The sequence below is a fragment of the Ktedonospora formicarum genome, from assembly GCF_016587355.1.
Taxonomy (GTDB): Bacteria; Chloroflexota; Ktedonobacteria; order Ktedonobacterales; family Ktedonobacteraceae; genus Ktedonobacter; species Ktedonobacter formicarum.
The window spans coordinates 55569-74325 of record NZ_BNJF01000007.1 but is presented as its reverse complement, the minus strand read 5'-3'; the positions used below and the strand labels follow the sequence as shown (position 1 = coordinate 74325).

The following is an 18757-nucleotide window of genomic DNA, read 5'->3' as shown; positions in this document are numbered from 1 at the left end:
GAGACAAGAGGGTTCCGAGGTCGCAGTGCGACATCGCGAACTCTTTTTTGTGTGTGAAAAGAAATAATTCAGCAGAATCAGGTCACACAGAGAAATATATCAAGCTATTCCTTTCTCACTTCTCTGTGTGACCTGATTCTTTCGGTTGGTTGGACTGTAGGGGATACCTACAGTGTCGTGTGGCTGGCTACTTCTTACGGCGACCCAGGAAGAATAGCCCTAATAGCAGACCAAGAACAATACCGACGAAGAGGAAGCGCTGCTTCTGCTGGTGCTTTGTACTGGCTGTTAAATTGTTAAGATCTGGACGTTGCGCGTTGCGGTAGAGACCTCCCACACGATAGGCTTCGTCAAGAAGCTGAATGGGATGTACCACTTGCATGTCAAGATTTCGCTGGCGCACTCCCATCGCGATCTGCATCATGCAGCCTGGATTGCCAGTTGCAACAATATCCGCCTCGGTTGCGGCAACATTCTCCATCTTGCGTTCCAGCAATTCGTTGCCCATCTTCTGATTGACGATGTTATACACACCAGCGCTCCCACAGCACCAGTCCGCTTCCTTTAACTCTGTCAGTTGTATGCCAGGAATGGTTTGGAGTAACTGCCGTGGTTGCTGTTTGATCTTTTGCCCATGAGCCAGGTGGCAAGCATCATGATAGGCGACTGTGCGTGTGACCTCTCCCATTTGCTGATTCAGCTTGATACTGACTAGAAACTCACTGATATCTTTGACCTTGCCACTGAAGGCTTTGGCTCGCTCTGCATAAGCGGGATCATCCCGTAGCAGGTGGTCGTATTCTTTGAGCGTTGAGCCGCATCCCGCCGAGTTGATGATAATGACATCGCAATTATATTGCTCAAAGATGTCAATATTGTGCCGGGCTAAATCACGCCCGCGTTCCGCTTCGCCACCGTGTACATGAAGCGCTCCACAACAGCCTTGCTGGACTGGAGTGATAACCTCACAGCCATTAGCCGCGAGCACGCGAATACTCGCTTCGTTAATGTCACGGAAGACCTGATCCATGATGCAACCGCTGATGAAGCCAACACGGTATTTTCTGGCTCCAATGGCGTGTGTGATCTCTGGCAATTGCGCTGGGAAGATGTCTCCTGACGCTGAGGCCATCAGTTCTTCAGGGAGCTTGAGTTTTCCTTTGAAAGGAGTCGGAAGGTTATTAACGAGATCAAGAAGCCCTGTACGATGAACGAGGGTTTGTAGACCGCTGCGTTGATAGACCTTCAGCCCTGAGAAGACGAGCATCGTGTTCAGGTGCGATGGAAGCATATAGTCAAAGAAGATGCGGTGGAGAAGCTTTCCCGCGAGTGTCTTCTGGGCTGGAACCTGCATATGCTCAGAGGGGCCGGTTATCTGGGTGCTGGCGTTGGGGTCTTCCTCCGCTAGCTGAATTTGCTCCCTCGCGGCCTCAATGAGTTTACCAAACTGCACGCCAGAAGGGCAGGCCGTTTCACAGGCTCGACACCCCACGCAGCAGTTCATATGCTCAACAAAATCTTCCCCTATCTCAAGCCTGCCCTCCGCGACAGCCTGCATCTGATAGATGCGTCCGCGTGGTGAATCCATCTCTACACCTAACACGGAATATGTGGGGCAGGTTGGAAGGCAAAAGCCACAGTGTATGCACTGGCGAATGAGTTCGTATGTATGCGTGTTGCGGCGCAATGGCCCGCTATTGGGGGGCTTGATTTCTGGATAGGCATCATGGGCTGATGTCTGCTCTAGAGCCATAAGAATACCTCCAAATCTAAGAAATTGCTATTTACGGGCCGGTAGTGGTTGCGCCGCCGCAACAGTTACTTCCTGTCGATTATGAAAAAGCTGGCGCGCCTGTACAATGTCAAAATGGTTGTGCAGTGTTTTTAAGGCTGCCTTGAGTGTCTTTAACGGATTGATAGTATCTGTTGTATGTGGAAGCTTAAACACACTGATAATAAATCCATCCGGGCGCAACTGGCGTGATGCTTGGACCAGGAGCCGTGCCGCCTCTCTCGCATCCATTTTCATATCATTGACAATGAGGTCAAATTTCGCGGGATTCGACAAGCTTAGTTGCATATCGAGATAGCGCTCGGCATAGCCCTGATAGTGTTCCAGGCGCTTTTGACCGCGCAGCCTTGCATCAAGGTTTGCAGGATCTACCGCGACGACCTGGAGTCCGCTATCGAGTAGGAGGCGCGACCAGCCGCCAGGTGCCGCTCCCAGATCAAGTACGCGTCCTCGCTCAGGAAGCGTGATGTGAAATGTCTCTAAGGCTTCCAGCAATTTAAATTCTGCGCGACTAATTTGCTCTTTTGTCTGAGCATAATGCCGCGCCCCACCCGGCCAGGCGCTCAAATTCTCTTCACTCGTAGAGATACCAATATAGCAAATGTGCGAGTCGCAGAGCAATGATATGATAACCTCAGGCTTTTTGATATCTTCAATGGCACCTGTCTCTTCTGCGAAGGCAAGTGCTAGCTCTCGGTTTAGAATGCCACTGCTATATGGACGCTTGCCCTGTTGCTTGTCTGTTTGTACGAAGCGCGTTTGTACCGCGAAGTGAATGCCGCGCCCAATCTGGGCAAAATTTGATAGCCCGGCAATGGCCGCTGCGATATTTCCTAGATCATGTTCGGTATTGTGTAATTCTATCTGTTCTTGAACAGGAGCCAGGTGGCGTACAAATATAAGCTGAGCCTGGCTGGCGCGCCTCAAGAGCGCGGCTCCATCTGGCACGTCACAAAGCCAGATATCAGGCATGATTTCTTTTTGAATTGTTAGCTGTTTCTCCAGGGTGATTAGCTCTTCAATTGCTGCGGGCATAAACTCTGGCTGAGCTGTAACAAGTATTAAATCTCTACTACTCACAATCCTCCCAAAAACCGTCCTTTAGTGAAAGTTCCCTGTGGGTCAAACTGTTCTTTGAGGCGCTGCATCATGAAAAAGGAGCTTCCGGGGTCGCCCCAGACATCTATCTGCCGCTTCAATTGCGTTGGACAACGCTCGATGACCAGGGTACCATGGTGCGAGTTGACATAATGGCGAAGCGCCGTAATTGTTGCTGTCAGACGCGGCAAGGCATCAGCAGGCCGTAACTCTGTATATACAATACCATTTCCCGCGTGTGCTATGCTGGCAGCCTCCAATGTGTGTTGCCTACAGGTTGAAGACAGTATACGCAAATAGGGGGCTATTTGTGAAGGGAGTAGGGAGATCTTACAGGTTAATGTGCCTCGCTGCTGCTGACGAATGATGTGCCAGAAGTGTTCTTGATCCTGGTTCGTGAGCTCTTCTCCGAGCAAAGCATTTAACCTTCGTGCCTGCAAACGCGTTTCATTGATCTGCCGCTCCAGAGCCGTATGATTGCCCTCAAAGTTTACTGCCAGGGTATATCCGTTGGTGGGTAGGTGTAGCCCATAACCGTCATTCATGCTGTTGGCTGCTCCACTATCAATAAGTTCCAGAGCTGTGGGCGTGATTGCTGAACCGAGGAGGCTGAGAACTGTGTGCATCGCGTCATCCGCGTTGGTGTAGGTGAGAAGAAGCGTTTGTTCGGTGGCTGGTAATGGCTGAAGCTTAAAGTTGGCTTCGACGATAATGCCGAGTGTACCGAGTGAGCCAATATAGAGTTTATTCAGGTCATAGCCTGCTACGTTTTTCACCACGCGTCCTCCACTGCGCGTTACGGTGCCATCAGCCTGTATCACTCGTAGTCCGATTACCTGATCACGAGCTGTTCCATAGCGTAATCGTTTGGGACCACTGGCATTTGACGCTATGATGCCTCCAATCGTGGCGTGCTTGGCGTCAGGAGGGTCTAGAGCAAGCTTTTGCCCTTTGCGTGCTAAATGGTTTTGAAGCGTGCTCAGGGTCATACCAGCCTCAATATGGCAGGTCAGGTCGGGAGCTTCATGTTCTAAGAGTTGATTGAGTCCAGTTGTGAGTAGCTCTATGTCAGGGGCTTGTGAAAGGGAGCCAAGATCATTGGATGTTCCTCCGCCACGTGCCTGGATCGTGCAATGGTGTCGATGGGCCAGTTCGACGATACGAGCGGCCTCGTTGATGGTTGTGGGGGCACAGATGAGATGAGGCATTGTCATCTCATCTGTATATGTGTGAAAGAGTCCTGGCTCGTCCGAGAATGGTGTATGTGGCAGATGTTCTCGTATCGCCTGCGCGAGTAAGGTAGTATCTCCCATGCTATATACGGCAAGTGCTCTGTTTCCTCTAGCAGAGAAAATGCCGCCCTCCTTTGAAAATATGGCACCATAGTGGTGTTATGCTGGCCTGACTTCGGCGCACCTGCCGGGTAACGGAAAGAGTTTGCCTGGGTTGAAGAGTTGGTGGGGATTGCATGCCTGACGTACTTGCTTCATGACACGTAGGTCGGCTTCCGAAAAAATGAGAGCCATCTCGGCTTGTTTTTCAAGTCCCACACCATGCTCGCCTGTAATCGAGCCACCCACCTCGGCGCAAACCTGTAAGATTTCATGCCCTGCTAAACGCACGCGCTCGATTTCTCCGGGTATTTGGGAGTCAAAGAGGATGAGTGGATGAAGATTGCCATCACCAGCGTGAAAGACGTTTCCCACGCGCAGGCCGTAGTGTTGACAGATTTCGCTCACGCGACGCAAGACGTAGGGAAGCTGGGTACGTGGTACGACACCATCCTGGACATAGAATTCAGGGCTGATACGTCCAACCGCGCCAAAAGCGTTTTTACGCCCTGCCCATAAAAGTTGGCGTTCCGCTTCGTCTGCCGCGATACGTACCAGGCGAGCCCCATGCTTTTCACAAATAGAGACGACTTGGCGCACCTGCACCTCTACGGCTTCGTATAGCCCCTCAGCCTCGATGAGGAGTACTGCTGCTGCGTCCATGGGGTAGCCCGCCTGGGTATCGGCTTCGACTGCCTGCAAGATCATCTGATCCATCATCTCTATCGCGGATGGTATAACACCACTGGCGATGATCTCCGAAACCGTATTAGAGGCGGCATCAAGGTTGTCAAAGATAGCGACCAGCGTCTTGATTGTCTCAGGAAGATGTACAATACGCACTATGATTTTGGTAATGATGCACAGTGTGCCCTCAGAGCCAATGAGAAGCCCTGTGAGGTCATAACCAGGTGAATCGTAGGTCCATCCGCCAACATCAACAATTTCGCCCTCTGTGGTGACTATTTCAAGCCCCAGGACATGATTCGTAGTGACGCCGTAGAGCAATGTGTGTGGTCCACCAGCGTTTTCGCCGACATTGCCACCCAGCGTACAGGATCGTTGGCTACTGGGGTCTGGGACGTAATAGAAGCCTTGAGGGGTGAGAGCATTGCTGAGGTGGAGATTGACTAATCCGGGTTGTACTACGGCCCGCAGGTTCTCGTAATCAATGTCTAAGATGCGATTCATACGCGTAAAGACAATGATGATGCCACCAGAGCGAGCAATCGCTCCGCCGCTCAAGCCAGTTCCAGCCCCGCGCGGCACAACTGGTATCTGATAGCGATTTGCGAGTTTGACGATAAGGGCTACTTCTTGTGTTGTGGAAGGGAAGACAACCACGTCTGGACGACCACGCTCAATGGATGCGTCATATTCGTACAATGCCAGGTCATAGGGCGTGTGCAGGACATGCTGCTCTCCAAGTAGTGTGGTGAGGTCCTGTACCAGTTGCCTTTTCGCGGTCGCGGTCATAGATGTAGAGCCAGGAGATACGCTATCTGTTCGTTGTTCAGCAATGCTCATGACTCTCGCCTCCCTGATATGATGCTACTTTGCTTCTCCAAGATGTATGGAGTATGCGCCATCTCTTGGAGCGCTTTTGCTCATCTCTGCCTTGAACTTGAGTGTCTGCTCTGACATACTCTAGAAGTAAATGATACCATGAGAAATTCAGCTTGTGAAGTTGAACTTTTTACAAGCTGAATAAAACGCTAATAATCGTGTTCTTATAAACTGAGCTATTACACTTTTTTTGATGTGGGAGATCTCCGTCGCGCAAGAAAGCGCATCCCTCCATAAAGCCCAATAGCCAGGAAAATGACAAGCGTGCTTATGACGATCTGGCGTGGCATGCTATTCTCTGTAGCTGTGATGTGTGAAAGCTCTACTGGCTGATCTTGCTCCTGCTCGGTAGTATTCCCAGGAGGATTGAGCTTGTCCCATACCGGTTGTGTCCCATTGACGACTGGCTTGGTGGTTCCGCTTTCCTTCGATGTTGTGCTGCTACTGCCACTTGAACTGCTTTTGGATTTACTCGACGCCTCCTTGGTACTTTCCTTTGAGGTACTTCCTTTTGTAGGTGTCATGGTAATTGTAACGAGCGTATTTTGTTTTCCTATAGTAGGGGCCGTGGCGACCTTCCATTCCGGAGTCGCCACTCCTTCTGTAAAGTAGGCGTAGGAGGTGTCTGTCGCCAATTCAGGGAAGTCTATCGTGCTAATGATCGTACCGTTATTGATGAGGCGGAATGCGGAAATGGTTTCCGTCGGAGCCTGGGATATGGTTGTATAAGGGAAGAAGGTAAAGTAGCCATGTGGCGCGATAACTGCTTCCTGAGGGAAGGTAAACGATGTGGTACCTAGACCCTCATCAAGACTGATCGCGTTAGTAGAGAGATTGTATGCCTGATCTGAAGGGTTATAAAGTTCGACCCAGATGTTATCCTGATTTTTAGGGTCCTGGCTATCGCAATTCCATAGTATCTTTCCCGGTTTTGTCATAACCTCATTAATATAAATGACCCCTGGCTGTTCTGGAAGATCTTGTGCTGTGATGCCAGTTGGAACTGGTGCGGGATTCTTCGGGACACATGTGGGGGGATCAGCAGCGTAGAGCGATGATGGAACCAGGAATGCGAGGCTGAGACTAAGGATGGAGACACATAGTAGAAACATCACCAACAAAAACCTCACTTTGCCACCTCCTAAAACATATACCCTTATTATTGTATTGTGGTTTTATAGGTTATATGCTGCTTTATTTGCATATAACCATCTGAAAGTGTGGATGAGTATAGCAGAAAAGAGTAGAGTGCGCAACAAGCAGAGGGTGATAGTAGCCGATTTTAAAGTATTACTTATGTTGGCAAAAATGTTGGTATACTGGTAAGATTGAAGAAATGGGAGTATTCACGTTAATAGATGATGATGTGAAACTTTCGGGTGTATAGGATGAGGATGAAAAAAACACAAGCGGCCAGACAGATGTGTAGAATACATGCCTGACCGCTTCCAGGTTATAGCGTTGATGAGCCTGATGATTATTGTGAGAGGTATTTGAAGGGAACCTTATTCCGGCTAGAAAACCTGGAATCGAGGCCCTTGCGAATGGCTACTATGCTGCTTTCTCCAATGGTGAAGGCAATGATAGAACCAATAATAATACCACAGATACCACCAAGGGCGATGCCCTCAATAAACATGCGGTTGCGAAAAAATGTCATCGTCGTCACCTTTTCTATTGTTGTATTTTATTGTAGGTACACAACTGTTTTTGCATCACTCCAGAGCCGCTCCAATCGATAATATTCACGCTCTTTAGGCGCAAAGATGTGTATAACGACATCTCCAAAATCCATCAAGATCCACCCTGTATCTGCTGTTCCTTCGCGGTGAAGCAATCTTGCCCCTTGTTTACCCAGTTCCTCATCAATGGTTTCAGCGATGGTCTGAATTAGCCTGGGATTAGTGCCACTACAGATGACAAAGTAATCGGCAAAGACTGTGACCTCTCGAATGTCGAGTAAGAGTATATCGGATGCTTTTTTGTCAGACGCGATGTCAACCGCGGCTTTCGCTAATTGTGCTGGATCTAGCAGAACTCCCTCCACAAGCGCTCCCTTGTTCGCTGATACGTTACCAACCAGGAGGAGGGTAGCGTATTGGTTTCTTTACTATGTAACTTTTTATACGTATTGCTGTGCCGTTTGGTTCACGGTGTAGGACAAAAGGCTTATCTTCTAGTGCCAAAATCCTCGCATGCCTTCGTATGATGTGCTTATTCCCGCTCGCCCGTCGCTGCAAAGCTTACATTCTATCTTGTAACCGCATTATAGCATGATGGGCCATGCTTGTTAAGTAGGGCTAGCATGCCGCTCTATGGTTGGGGATGGATACGAAGAATCCCTGTACATTGACTGTGTCCAGCAATTCACGGGCACTTTTGCCGAGTGTGGGATGAAGATAGTCGGGCGCTATTTCTGCCAGAGGAGCCAGAACAAAAGCCCTCTCATGTAGCCTTGGATGAGGAATGATCAGCGTTGCACGCTCGATATATGCCTGATCGTAGAAGAGGATATCTATATCTATGAGGCGAGGGCCATTCCTGAAGCTTGGCTGTCGCCCAAGTTGTTGCTCTATCTTTTGCGTTTCTTGGTGAAGCTTGTCAACGGGGAGCATGGTCTGTCCAGAGCAGACCAGGTTAAAGAAGTTGGGCTGATCTGCGTATCCAACTGGTTCCGTCTCATAAATGGATGAAACCTGCTTTATCTCAATATTTTTACTCAGTTGATGAAGGGCTGCTTCAAGATTCTGCTTGCGTTCGCCCAGGTTGGTGCCAAGCGCCAGGAAGACCTGGTGAGCCTTCGGTGTGTCATTCTCCATAGGAGGTATCTGGTCGTGGGAAAAAGGCATATAAGGCTATCCTTTGAAGGTCCTTTCTGTGTTGTTGTACAGCGATTTGGCTCTTGTGGTGATCCTACTTTTGAAAGATCCATAGGTTGCGGAAGACTGCCTCGCTCTCATTTTCCTGATCAGTCCCCGTTAAGAAGCCAACCAGACCGGAGAGGTAGGTATCGTCTATGGCCTTTGCAAAGATGAGTTGTTTATTGATATACAGTGTGAACTGTGATCCTTGCATGATTACAAGAAGCGTGTTGAGTTGTCCATACCCACTTATAATAGCATCAGAGTGCGTCCAGTCAATAAGGGGAAGCCAGTTTGCGGGATCGCTGCCGTGGGCACGCACGAAGCGATATGAGCCAGCGTTATTAAGTTCTAGGACGTAGAACGATTGGCTCTGCGGCTGTAAACGAAAGACAATGCCATAGACATCTCCACGGAGAAGGCGGGCCTGGGCCGTAATCGCCATGTTGTCAAATGAGGGTGAGCTTGTATAGCACCAGGCAAGCGCATGGCTGGCGGCGGTGACATGATAGCCTTCAGAGGTGAAGTAGCATTGTTGTCCGTCGTTGAGCCAGCCACCACTGGGTTGTGTCAGGTCATGGGCGTATAATACGGGCCCCGCGCCTATCTCGGAGGTAATGCCTGCTGTGGCTTGTACTCTGGCTTGCGCGACTAAAGTTGCTTGAGTTGCTGGCTTTGTAGTCGTGGTTAGCCCTGAGCGCGCGAAGAATGAGCCTGGGGCTGCTTGCCAGCGGACGCTGTACCACAGCATGAGCAGTGGGAGCGCTATGATGAGCAGTGAGAGGCTGATGAGCGTCACTACCAGGGGGCTGCTTGGGCGCTTGGGACGGCGTAGCTCGGCGACTGTGGGCCAGGTTGGCAGTTCGATTTGTAGAGGGAAAAGGGGCGTCGGCGCGTCGGAGAACGCGAAGTCTTGCTCTGGCATTGGTTGCAGTTTGGTAGTTTTCTTCGCTCGACCAGGCTTCTCTTCCAGGGAGACCTTTTGTAGCGTCACGACTTTCTCTTTTAACGTCAGTGCCATCGTTTGATCGAGAGGCAGGTCAGGAGCCTCTTCCTGAAGAGCCTGCCTATAGGCGCTGGAAAAAGCCCGAGCGCTCTGAAAGCGTTGGTCTGGGTCTTTTGCGAGTGCGCGTAGAATGACTTCCTCTATTGATGTGGGGATATCCGCGTTCAACTGGCTGGGAGGGGCGGGCTGAGTCTGGATATGCTTGAGTGTAATGGCGACAGGCGTCTCTGCGCTGAATGGGACGCGCCCGGTGAGCATCTGATAGAGTATGATCCCAAGCGAATAGATGTCGCTCCGGTAATCGCTGATGCCGTTAGATTGTTCTGGAGCCATATATTCGGGGGTCCCAACGGTTGTGTTGACATTACTGCTTGTATCGGCATCGATTTTGGCCTTTGCCAGGCCAAAGTCAGCAAGATACGCATACCCATCTGGTCTGAGCAGAATATTGGAGGGCTTGACATCGCGATGTAAGACATCATGATCATGGGCGTGTTGGAGCGCAGAGGCGATTTGATGTAGGAAACTGCCAGCTTCATCCAGGGTGAGGCGTTCGCGGTAGTACAGATAATCGCGGAGTGTTCCACCTTCAATAAAAGGCATGACGAGATAATACCAGGGTCGTTGGGCTCCAAAATCGTAGAGGGGAAGAATATGATTATGCGAGAGAGCTCCGATGGCCTGGGCTTCATGTTCGAAACGCTGCACAAATGGCTCTGTGCTGCCATAGAGGACTTTGACGGCGACGCCACGCTGCACACGGCGATCAAAGCCGAGATACACTTCAGAGGTTGCACCCTGGGCGACACGGCGATGCAATTCATACCTGCCGAGAGTTGTTCCTTCGATCCCCTTCATGAATCCACACTCCTACCTTTCCCACACCAACAACTTGTTTCTCTCCAGGATACCACGCCAGTGCAGGACAGGCGTTAGAAAACGCCTGTCAATAGCACATATGCCTGATCACTAGTGGCGGCGGTATGTCCAGTAACGCTCCAGGTAGATTGTCTCCACTGGTCGGATATTGTGAGTATACTGACGTGTCATATTTTGTAGCTGCTCCGTGCTACCAAAGTTTGATTGGATCTGTGACTTGTAGATCTCGCTGGCTTCAATGCGTAGTTCCAGCATCTCTGACATTTCTACCAGCGTTGGCTCAAGGTTGAGGTCTAGCTCCTGTAGGCGAGCTTCGAGTGAGCCCTGCTCGCGTACAACATAGGGGAAGTCCTCGTAGAAGTAGACCTTTGCGCCATGCTGGGCCAGGGTATCGGCGACTGAGGTGAGGATCTGGTGATCGACATGGCGACCGATACCGAGAGGTGCGTACCAGACTGTGTCTGGCAAGCGATTGTGCAACTCCAACAGGCCATTGACCAGCTGGCGCTCAATCTCAGCATCGGCGGGATTCACATCTCCACCAATCAGCTCTGCGTTGCTGTTGTAGTATGCTGGTGTGCCGCGATAGATCGCGTCTTGATAGTCAAGCCAGAGATTGTCACATTGAAGCAGATCAAGCGCCTGGGTGTCCTCCTGGCGTCGAGCCTCAATAGCAGCCTGAGCACTGTTTGGGCCCCCGAAGCCAGTCTGCTGCTGCACCTGCTGGGCGAATGGGCTCAGGGTGTCAGTGGTGGGCGCGCCACCAAAGACGGTCACGACCAGAGGGCGCAACCCGCTACTTACCTGAACGCTGAGTGTTCCGCCACAGGCATAGACCACATCGTCATAGTGTGGCGCGAGAAAAATGTGGCGATGATGTTTCTGTATATCATTCAAGCTTGTTAATCGCAACTGCTCGTTCCTCCAAAATAAATGCTTCAGTCAAATAACACATGCATCTTATGCGAAATCCTGATACTCAGCGCTAGCTCTGTCGAGAGTGGCGTTGAAATTTCGGATAAGTTTTTTGCACTGTACGTTAATGTCAGGGCAAGCGGACTCCCTCTTCTGTCGCGTCGATCAAACCATCTTTTGCCAGGCCACTTACCAGACGTTGTAGCCAGGGACGGTCTGCATCGCTATACTCAGGCTTGATCCTTGGCCCTAGAAGGTCGAGTGTCATACGTTGCTCTGCCGATAGTGAACGAAGCAGATCGACGATACGGCCACGGAAGTAGCGATTCGTGCTTGTAAAAGGCTGGCTCTGATACCTGGTTTTCTTTTCCGCTACCTTGCGTATCTGCCGCAAAACAATGCCTGATGGAAAGAGGCTATGCTGGCTCATTTCCTGATAGGCTTTGCAAGATGTTTGTAATGGACAGGTACCACATTTTGGATTGTTGCTAGGACAGATGGTCGCTCCCATATCCATCAGGGCCTGGTTCCAGTTATAGGCTTCACCAGAAGGAAGGACCTGTTCTGCAAACGCTAGCATCTCTCCATCGGTCAGGGCCGTGTCTGGCTGCTCTACACCGATAAATATCCGTTGGAGCACGCGCCGAATATTTGTATCTACGGTCGCGACCTGCCTTCGATAGGCAAAGCATGCGATTGCACCAGCCGTATAGCGCCCAACCCCCTTGAGTTTGAGTAACTCCTCAATGGTATCAGGAATGCGTCCACTATATTCGGTCATGACCTGGCGCGCTATGGATTGCAGGCGTACCGCGCGCATGTTATATCCTAATGGTACCCAGACATTTATGACATCGGCGGTTGGAGCCTCTGCGAGACTGGCAAGGGTAGGAAACGCTGTCAGAAATTGTTGATATTTAGGCAACACACGATCTACCTGGGTCTGCTGAAGCATAATCTCTGAGACCAGGATAGCGTATGGATCACTGGTACGACGCCAGGGTAGATCGCGCTGTTCGGCTGCATACCAGCCCAATAATTGTGTCTGAGCCTGCGCAATCTGCTCGGGTTCAAGCTGAGAAGAAATGGGTGCGTCCTGCGAATCTGTGTCCATATATAACAGTTCTAAGCTTTGCTCTTCTGAACTTTGGCTTCTGGCGTGGACGCTTGATCTGCATTACGCTTGCGGGGCGTGATATTGAAGAGCGTCTCGCCTCCCTCTTTCCAGCATGTGGCGTCGGGCGCGGGGAGATTCTCGCACAAGATCCAGTCATTGGCATCTTTGAGCACGTGCCCTTTGATGCACTTGGCATACATAATATGCTCGTTCAGGTCGGGATCTCCCGGCTTGATGTTGGTTGCAGCAATTTTGGGAATAAAAAATTTACACCACGGCACGGCTAGGTACCTTCCTTATATTTGATTGATACTTCAAATCGAAAACCTGAGCGCGTAAGCGCTAGCCGCGAGTAGCGGCGTTGGTTTTCGCATAAGACCTACTTCAAATCGAAAACCTGAGCGCGTAAGCACTAGCCGCGAGTAGCGGCGTTGGTTTTCGCATAAGACCATAATAATGACCTTGACTATGTCATGTCTCGCTATACCAATGTATAACGATGACTAATAATGTTCTCATTATTATACATTGATAGCACTGCCAATTATAGCGCATTCTATGAGAAAGCGTCTAGAGGAGCGTGTAACGTGGTCTATCAGGCTGGCTTGCGGCTGATAATGACCAGGCGGCTGTCCAGGGTCAGGGGATTTCCATCGAGGTCTCCATAGTATCCGTGTACCTCCAGACCTGCCTGGGTGAGCATATTGGCGAGTTCTGTTAGGGTATAGATCCGAATGGATTGACGATATTCGATGCGTTCGCCAGTGGGCGGGAGCAGAGTGATGCGAACCTCATTTCGGCTGGTGAGCAGGTCGATCTTGCGTTCCTCCATGACGATCAAGCCATTGTCGTAGCGGATAATCCCATGTGGCGAGAATGCGCGCAGGACGCGCGGCTGATAGACGGTCTCAAGTAAAAAGGTTCCACCTGGAAGCAGTGCCTTGTACACCTGTTGTAGGGCGAGGAAGTCGTCTTCGTCACTCTCGAAATAGCCAAAGGAGGTGAAGATATTGAAGATAGCATCAAACGTCTCTTCATAGGGGATGGCGCGCATATCTTGTTGGCACCACTCGATGGCAAGACCTTCACGCGTGGCCTTCTGGCGGGCTCTGGCGAGTAAGGTTTCACTCAGGTCAAGCCCGGTGACGTGGTATCCGCGTCGCGAGAGCGGAAGGGCATGTCGCCCATCACCACAGCACAGGTCTAGTAAGCGCATACCAGGGCTAAGTTGCAGTAGCTCTATGATGGCATCCGTCTCATGCTCTGTACGGTCCGTGGGTAAAAAAGGGGCATAGATACGCAGGTAGTCTTCGCCAAAGAATGTCTGATACCATGGTGCGGCACTCATAGAAACCTCCAGTGACATTGGGCTGGCTATAGATGTCTTATACTATATCTTCTACTGAAAATAAACGCATCTTATACCAGAATTGGAGGTACTAGAGAGGGCAGAGAACGAGGCGGAGCCAGAATGTGCTGGCTTTGAGCGCGAAGAGCAGATAGAGGATGCTCCACATTTCTCCAAGAAGAGCATAACTGGCTGCCATAGCAAGACAGAAGAGGCTGGCGATAGCCGCGATTTGCTTGAGATGAAGGGTACGCATATGCCAACGAAAGCTGCCAGAGGGGCAATCGCGGAAGCTCCAGGTTACTCTTCCAGCGAGGAAGAGTAGTACTATCATACCAGCGGGACCTAGCAGCGCTAGGCCAGACAAGAGTACTGTAATGTAGGACATAGCTGCCTCTTGAAAGTGCCAGTTTCTGAAATCCTATTCGCATAGTATAACACGCAACCACTACGATAATATATTATATAATTGAGACGGCCTGAGAACTGGAAGCTATTTGGCCTGATTGGGAACTCGTATTGCGAAAGGCAGATGGTAAGCGTGTTTGCAGAAGATTTGTCGGTGCTCGATACCGACTCGGCATTGTGGGAAACGGTCAAGCCTTTATTAACGGCGGCTCTACGCCTGGACCAAGAGCATCTCCCCTCCTGGCGAGGGTGGAGCAAAGAGTCGATTGAGCTCTTTTTGCGCACTCTTCCGGCGCATTGCGCGTTAATAGGCGGGGTGTGGGATACGCTCAACGATGAACACGGAGAGCGCGAGGTACTGGTCTTTGGAGTAGTGTGCGAAGTGCGTGAAGGGAAGATTTCCTCACTCAGGACCTTTGAAGCGCTCCATGACAAGGCGCTACCACCTGTGCAGGCGTTGGAACCAGGATTTGAGCATGCACGCGAGATTATGCGTGTGGCGAAAACACAGGTCGCGCCCGTTGCCTGGGCCTTGTTTACTGATAAGCACACCTGGGATGCCTGGCTCCTGGCAACGAGCGAAGATGGTGGCCCATGTGATAAAAAAGCGGTGCTGGATGCCTTGATGCATGAGGGCCGCTGTGTGCTTATGGGCAATCAGGCCAGTTCGTTTCATCCTCATCACCTATAAGGAATCATACGAAAATGCATGTCGCTGTCGTGATGAGCGCCGATGTGCTCACACATTCCGTATAAGATCAAACTTTATTCCTTCTGCGAAAACCAACACCGCTGCCCACGCTCGGGTTTTCGCAGAAAACTTTAGAACCTTATTTTAGGAAGCAATATATGGAACAGAGTACTCCCCTGATATGGAATCCGATTCTACGCCAGTATCTTGTCAATGCGCCTCACCGCATGAGCCGCCGCGAAGGTACCACGCAATGCCCTTTTTGTGCTGATATTACCGAGGGCCGTGTGCCAGAGGGAACGCAGGTCTGGCTCCATCCCAATGACTTTCCACCCTTGCAGCCACCGGTAGGCGAAGCCTATGTCGTTATTTATAATCGCGAACATGAGAAGAGCTTTACGCAACTCACAGTTGATGAAGTCTTCGCGGTCACCAAAATCTGGCGTGATCTCTACCGCGATCTGTCATCACGCTATCCAGCCGTGATGATCTTTGAGAATAGTGGCGAAGCTATCGGTCAGACACAGCATCATCCTCATGGGCAGGCGTACGGCGTCTCTGTTCTTCCGCCCGTCTTAGAACGCAAGCTAGAGACAACAGTGCTAGAACATGAAGCTGGGCGCGGTTGTCCTTTCTGCCGGGTACGCGATGAATTGACGAATTCCGATTTTGAGGTGGCGAACAATGAAACCTGGCAGGCATTCTTGCCTCCCTATGTGCGCTATCCCTATGAGACACATCTCTATCTGAAGCGTCACATTCCGAACATCGCGCAAGCGACTGATGCCGAGTTACATGATCTGGCTGCGATGCTGCTGAAGGTTATTCGTGGCTATAACGCGCTCTTTGACGGAGCTATGGCTCCTATGCCTTACCTGCTTGGGCTTCACCAGTTAGAGGATGAGCGTTTCCACTTCCATGTAGAGATTCTGGCGATTGGTCGCGCTCCAGGCAAGCTCAAGTTTGCCGCATCTTCAGAGTCGATCTGGGGGATGTGGACCAATGATTCCGCCCCACAGCAAAAGGCCGCCGAATTGCGTCAGGCGATAGAGAAAGGGGCGTAAAAGATGATCAATGGCAGATATCCCCAACCAGTGGTTGAGGCGGCGCGCCAGTTCCCCGAAGCCTTTCAAGAAGAGATTGCATACGCGGGTCCACTTGCTGTTGCCTGGGCTCCTGGGCGTGTCAATATTATTGGTGAGCATACAGACTATAACGATGGCTATGTTTTGCCTCTGGCAGTAGATAGGGTATCGGCCTTTGCCGGGCGCAAGCGCCAGGATAAAACGGTGCGCCTCTGGTCTGCCCACTTTCAGGCCTACGCCCAGTTTACCCTGGAGGACCTGCCAGCCTCTTTTGAGGCGCAGCGTCAGACGCTACCGGGTTGGGCCCGCTATGTCCTGGGCGTGGCGACTGAATTGACGCGCGTGGGAATTGCCTTGAGCGGTTTTGATGCGACCCTGACCGGAGATGTGCCACTGGGGGGCGGCATGAGTTCGTCCGCCTCGCTAGAGGTTGCGACCGCGTATGCCTGCCTTCAATTCGCTGATGGGCAACATTCGATTGGTGATGGTGGACGCCTGACGAAGATGGAAGTTGCCGCGCTCTGCCAGCGAGCAGAGCAGATTGCCTCCGGCGTAATGTGTGGAATCTTGGATCAGGCCGCTTCCTGCCTGGGTGAGCCTGGGAAAACCGCGCTTCTGGATTGCCGCTCGCTCGCGTATCACTACTATCCTTTTGAGGACCCTGAAGTAACCATTGTCGTGATTGATACTAGCGTACGTCACGATCTGGCCGAGACGGCCTATAATGAGCGCCGGGAACAATGTGAAGAGGCGACGTGCCTGCTGCGTGAGGCTATCCTGAATGCTGAGCCAGAGAATAGCTCGGCAAGTGAAATCAAGGCATTGCGTGATATCACACCAGAGCAGTTTGAGCGTTATCAGTATGTGCTCTCTGAGGTGTTGCGCAAGCGTGCCGGGTATGTTGTCGCTGAGGACGCACGTGTTCTGCGTGTCGTGGAAGCGCTCAAACAGAATGATTTCGGGATCGTGGGCGCGATTCTTTGGGATGGGCATGCGGGGTTACGCGATGAGTATGAGGTCAGTTGTCCTGAACTGGATGTGCTGGTCGATATTGCTCAGCAGGTGCCCGGCGTCCTTGGTGGGCGTATGATGGGTGGTGGCTTTGGTGGCTGCACGGTCAATCTAGTACGTCGTGAGGCCGTTGACGCGCTCACGCAGGCTGTAGAGCAACAATACTTCCCACGCACAGGGCGTCATGCTAGCATTGATATCTGTCGCGCGGCAGGTGGGCCAGGTATGGCCGTTTGGGAGGCTGAATAGGACTCTCATCGAGAAAGGTGAGCCCATGAAACTCTTTCTTTCGACCGATTTTGAGGGCACCAGTGGCATCGTAGCCTGGGAGCAGATCATCGAAGGCAATCATGAGTACGCTCAGGGACGCCACTTGCTGACCAATGAAGTGAACGCCGTGATTGCGGGAGCGCTAGAGGCGGGCGCGAGTGAGTTCGTTGTGAACGATGCGCACCATGCCATGCGTAATCTGCACCCCCAGGATCTCCTGGGGCGTGCGACCCTAATTACTGGTCGCCACAAGCCGCTCTATATGATGCAAGGTTTAGATGCCTCCTTTGATGGCGTCTGCTTTGTCAGCTATCATGGCTCGATTGGAGCCGAGCGCGCCATCCTCTCGCACACCTATAATCCGGGTGCTATCTGGGAGGTACGGCTAAACGGTGCAATTGTCGGTGAGTCGGGCCTCAATGCCCTGGTTGCCGCGCATTACGGCGTGCCTATTATCCTGGTCAGTGGAGACACTGCCACGGCCCAGGAGGCACAGCCTCTTGCGCCGCATGCTGAGATGGTCGTGGTGAAAGAGTCGCTTGGGCGTTTCGCAGCCTCCAATCTGCATCCCGAGGTTGCCTGTGAATTGCTGCACGCTGGCGCGAAGCGCGCTGTGGAGCAGCTAGGACGCATGGAGCCGCCAAAATTTACCCTGCCTGTTACTATGGAGGTGACTTTCCTGGTTGCGGACATGGCGGATATGGCTCTCTGGATTCGTGGTGTGGAGCGTGTCAATTCACGCACTGTACGAGTTGTTGAGGAGAATCTACTTGATCTCTATCGCACCTTTGTAACATTGGTGACATTGACGCGAGCTCTGGTAGATCGCTAGTGTGCAGCCTTTCTTTGCCTGGCATAGTCCATAAGTGTGTCAACAGGCGCCGTGGTTTACCAGCCTTCTCTGTTTTGTTAGGTACCTTCAGGCCTACAATGTCGAACGTTCTGTTGAGCATGCCATTACGAGGCGTTGACAAACAGGTACGACAAAAACATGTATCATCTCATTGTGTACCATATTGCCCTACAATCCTACACGTGAAGTAGCATAAATAGAGTAGAAATGAAACTGGCCCTTATTACAGGTACTATAAGGGCCAGTTTCATTTCTACTCTATTCATCACGGAGGGATTATCCAGGGTAGGTATATGCGCAGCGAGGCATATAACTATCCCCCTAAAGCCTACGAATCTTCCCCCTCTGGCTGCGTACCAGAGATAGGCGCGCATAACCGTTATCCGAAACTTACCCAAATATGGACAAGCCATATTTCGCGTTCGGTTCCTGCTTCAACGAACAACGTGCCTGGATATACCGGGTCTTACAGGATCTCCACAGGCGTGAATTCCGGTGTAACTCACCGTACGAGGAGTAATTATAG

Annotated in this window: 18 protein-coding genes; 4 read left to right on the top strand and 14 right to left on the bottom strand. The window is 51.3% G+C overall.

What is annotated here, in order from left to right:
• Window positions 1–187: 187 nt before the first annotated feature.
• The 14 genes from K3T82_RS40145 to K3T82_RS40080 all read right to left on the bottom strand — a co-directional run bounded on the left by K3T82_RS40145 (window position 188) and on the right by K3T82_RS40080 (window position 14301).
• Window positions 188–1753, bottom strand: a complete 1566-nt coding sequence (locus K3T82_RS40145; RefSeq protein WP_220199112.1) for a (Fe-S)-binding protein — start codon at window positions 1751–1753, stop codon at window positions 188–190.
• Between the two features lie 27 nt (window positions 1754–1780).
• Complete coding sequence (locus K3T82_RS40140; protein ID WP_220199111.1) at window positions 1781–2872, bottom strand: SAM-dependent methyltransferase; 1092 nt, start codon at window positions 2870–2872, stop codon at window positions 1781–1783.
• Window positions 2869–4203: an FAD-binding oxidoreductase gene (locus K3T82_RS40135; protein ID WP_220199110.1), complete on the bottom strand. Its 1335-nt coding sequence runs from the start codon at window positions 4201–4203 to the stop codon at window positions 2869–2871. The genes K3T82_RS40140 and K3T82_RS40135 overlap by 4 nt, the downstream gene beginning before the upstream one ends.
• Before the next feature lie 78 nt (window positions 4204–4281).
• Complete coding sequence (locus tag K3T82_RS40130) at window positions 4282–5748, bottom strand: FAD-linked oxidase C-terminal domain-containing protein (protein ID WP_220199109.1); 1467 nt, start codon at window positions 5746–5748, stop codon at window positions 4282–4284.
• 218 nt (window positions 5749–5966) lie between these two features.
• Window positions 5967–6899, bottom strand: a complete 933-nt coding sequence (locus K3T82_RS40125) for a lamin tail domain-containing protein (protein ID WP_220199108.1) — start codon at window positions 6897–6899, stop codon at window positions 5967–5969.
• Window positions 6900–7264: 365 nt separating this feature from the next.
• Complete coding sequence (locus K3T82_RS40120) at window positions 7265–7447, bottom strand: hypothetical protein (RefSeq protein ID WP_220199107.1); 183 nt, start codon at window positions 7445–7447, stop codon at window positions 7265–7267.
• A 27-nt stretch (window positions 7448–7474) separates the two neighbouring features.
• Entirely contained in the window at window positions 7475–7834 is a 360-nt protein-coding gene (rsfS, locus tag K3T82_RS40115; RefSeq protein WP_236031851.1) for a ribosome silencing factor, read from the bottom strand.
• A gap of 253 nt (window positions 7835–8087) precedes the next feature.
• On the bottom strand, window positions 8088–8636 hold the full coding sequence (folK, locus tag K3T82_RS40110) for a 2-amino-4-hydroxy-6-hydroxymethyldihydropteridine diphosphokinase (RefSeq protein WP_220199106.1): 549 nt from the start codon (window positions 8634–8636) through the stop codon (window positions 8088–8090).
• A gap of 64 nt (window positions 8637–8700) precedes the next feature.
• A complete protein-coding gene (locus tag K3T82_RS40105) occupies window positions 8701–10512 on the bottom strand; it encodes a serine/threonine protein kinase (RefSeq protein WP_220199105.1) in 1812 nt (603 codons plus the stop codon).
• A gap of 111 nt (window positions 10513–10623) precedes the next feature.
• Window positions 10624–11445 carry a PIG-L deacetylase family protein gene (locus K3T82_RS40100; protein ID WP_220199104.1) on the bottom strand — a complete coding sequence of 274 codons (822 nt, stop codon included), beginning with the start codon at window positions 11443–11445 and terminating at the stop codon, window positions 10624–10626.
• A 133-nt stretch (window positions 11446–11578) separates the two neighbouring features.
• Window positions 11579–12562, bottom strand: coding sequence for an A/G-specific adenine glycosylase (locus K3T82_RS40095; RefSeq protein ID WP_220199103.1), 984 nt, complete (start codon window positions 12560–12562; stop codon window positions 11579–11581).
• 11 nt (window positions 12563–12573) lie between these two features.
• Complete coding sequence (locus K3T82_RS40090) at window positions 12574–12846, bottom strand: hypothetical protein (RefSeq protein ID WP_220199102.1); 273 nt, start codon at window positions 12844–12846, stop codon at window positions 12574–12576.
• Window positions 12847–13160: 314 nt separating this feature from the next.
• The gene (locus tag K3T82_RS40085; RefSeq protein WP_220199101.1) at window positions 13161–13913 is read right to left on the bottom strand and encodes a class I SAM-dependent methyltransferase; all 753 of its coding nucleotides are present in this window, start codon (window positions 13911–13913) and stop codon (window positions 13161–13163) included.
• Window positions 13914–14004: 91 nt separating this feature from the next.
• Complete coding sequence (locus K3T82_RS40080) at window positions 14005–14301, bottom strand: hypothetical protein (protein WP_220199100.1); 297 nt, start codon at window positions 14299–14301, stop codon at window positions 14005–14007.
• Between the two features lie 153 nt (window positions 14302–14454).
• On the opposite strand from K3T82_RS40080, the gene K3T82_RS40075 reads away from it, so the two are divergent.
• The 4 genes from K3T82_RS40075 (at window position 14455) to K3T82_RS40060 (ending at window position 18210) form a co-directional block, all read left to right on the top strand.
• The gene (locus K3T82_RS40075; protein ID WP_220199099.1) at window positions 14455–15012 is read left to right on the top strand and encodes a hypothetical protein; all 558 of its coding nucleotides are present in this window, start codon (window positions 14455–14457) and stop codon (window positions 15010–15012) included.
• A 158-nt stretch (window positions 15013–15170) separates the two neighbouring features.
• Window positions 15171–16076 (top strand): galactose-1-phosphate uridylyltransferase, encoded by a 906-nt coding sequence (gene galT / locus K3T82_RS40070; RefSeq protein ID WP_220199098.1) that lies wholly within the window; start codon window positions 15171–15173, stop codon window positions 16074–16076.
• Between the two features lie 3 nt (window positions 16077–16079).
• A complete protein-coding gene (gene galK, locus K3T82_RS40065) occupies window positions 16080–17357 on the top strand; it encodes a galactokinase (RefSeq protein WP_220199097.1) in 1278 nt (425 codons plus the stop codon).
• Between the two features lie 25 nt (window positions 17358–17382).
• The gene (locus tag K3T82_RS40060; protein ID WP_220199096.1) at window positions 17383–18210 is read left to right on the top strand and encodes a M55 family metallopeptidase; all 828 of its coding nucleotides are present in this window, start codon (window positions 17383–17385) and stop codon (window positions 18208–18210) included.
• Window positions 18211–18757: the final 547 nt, after the last annotated feature.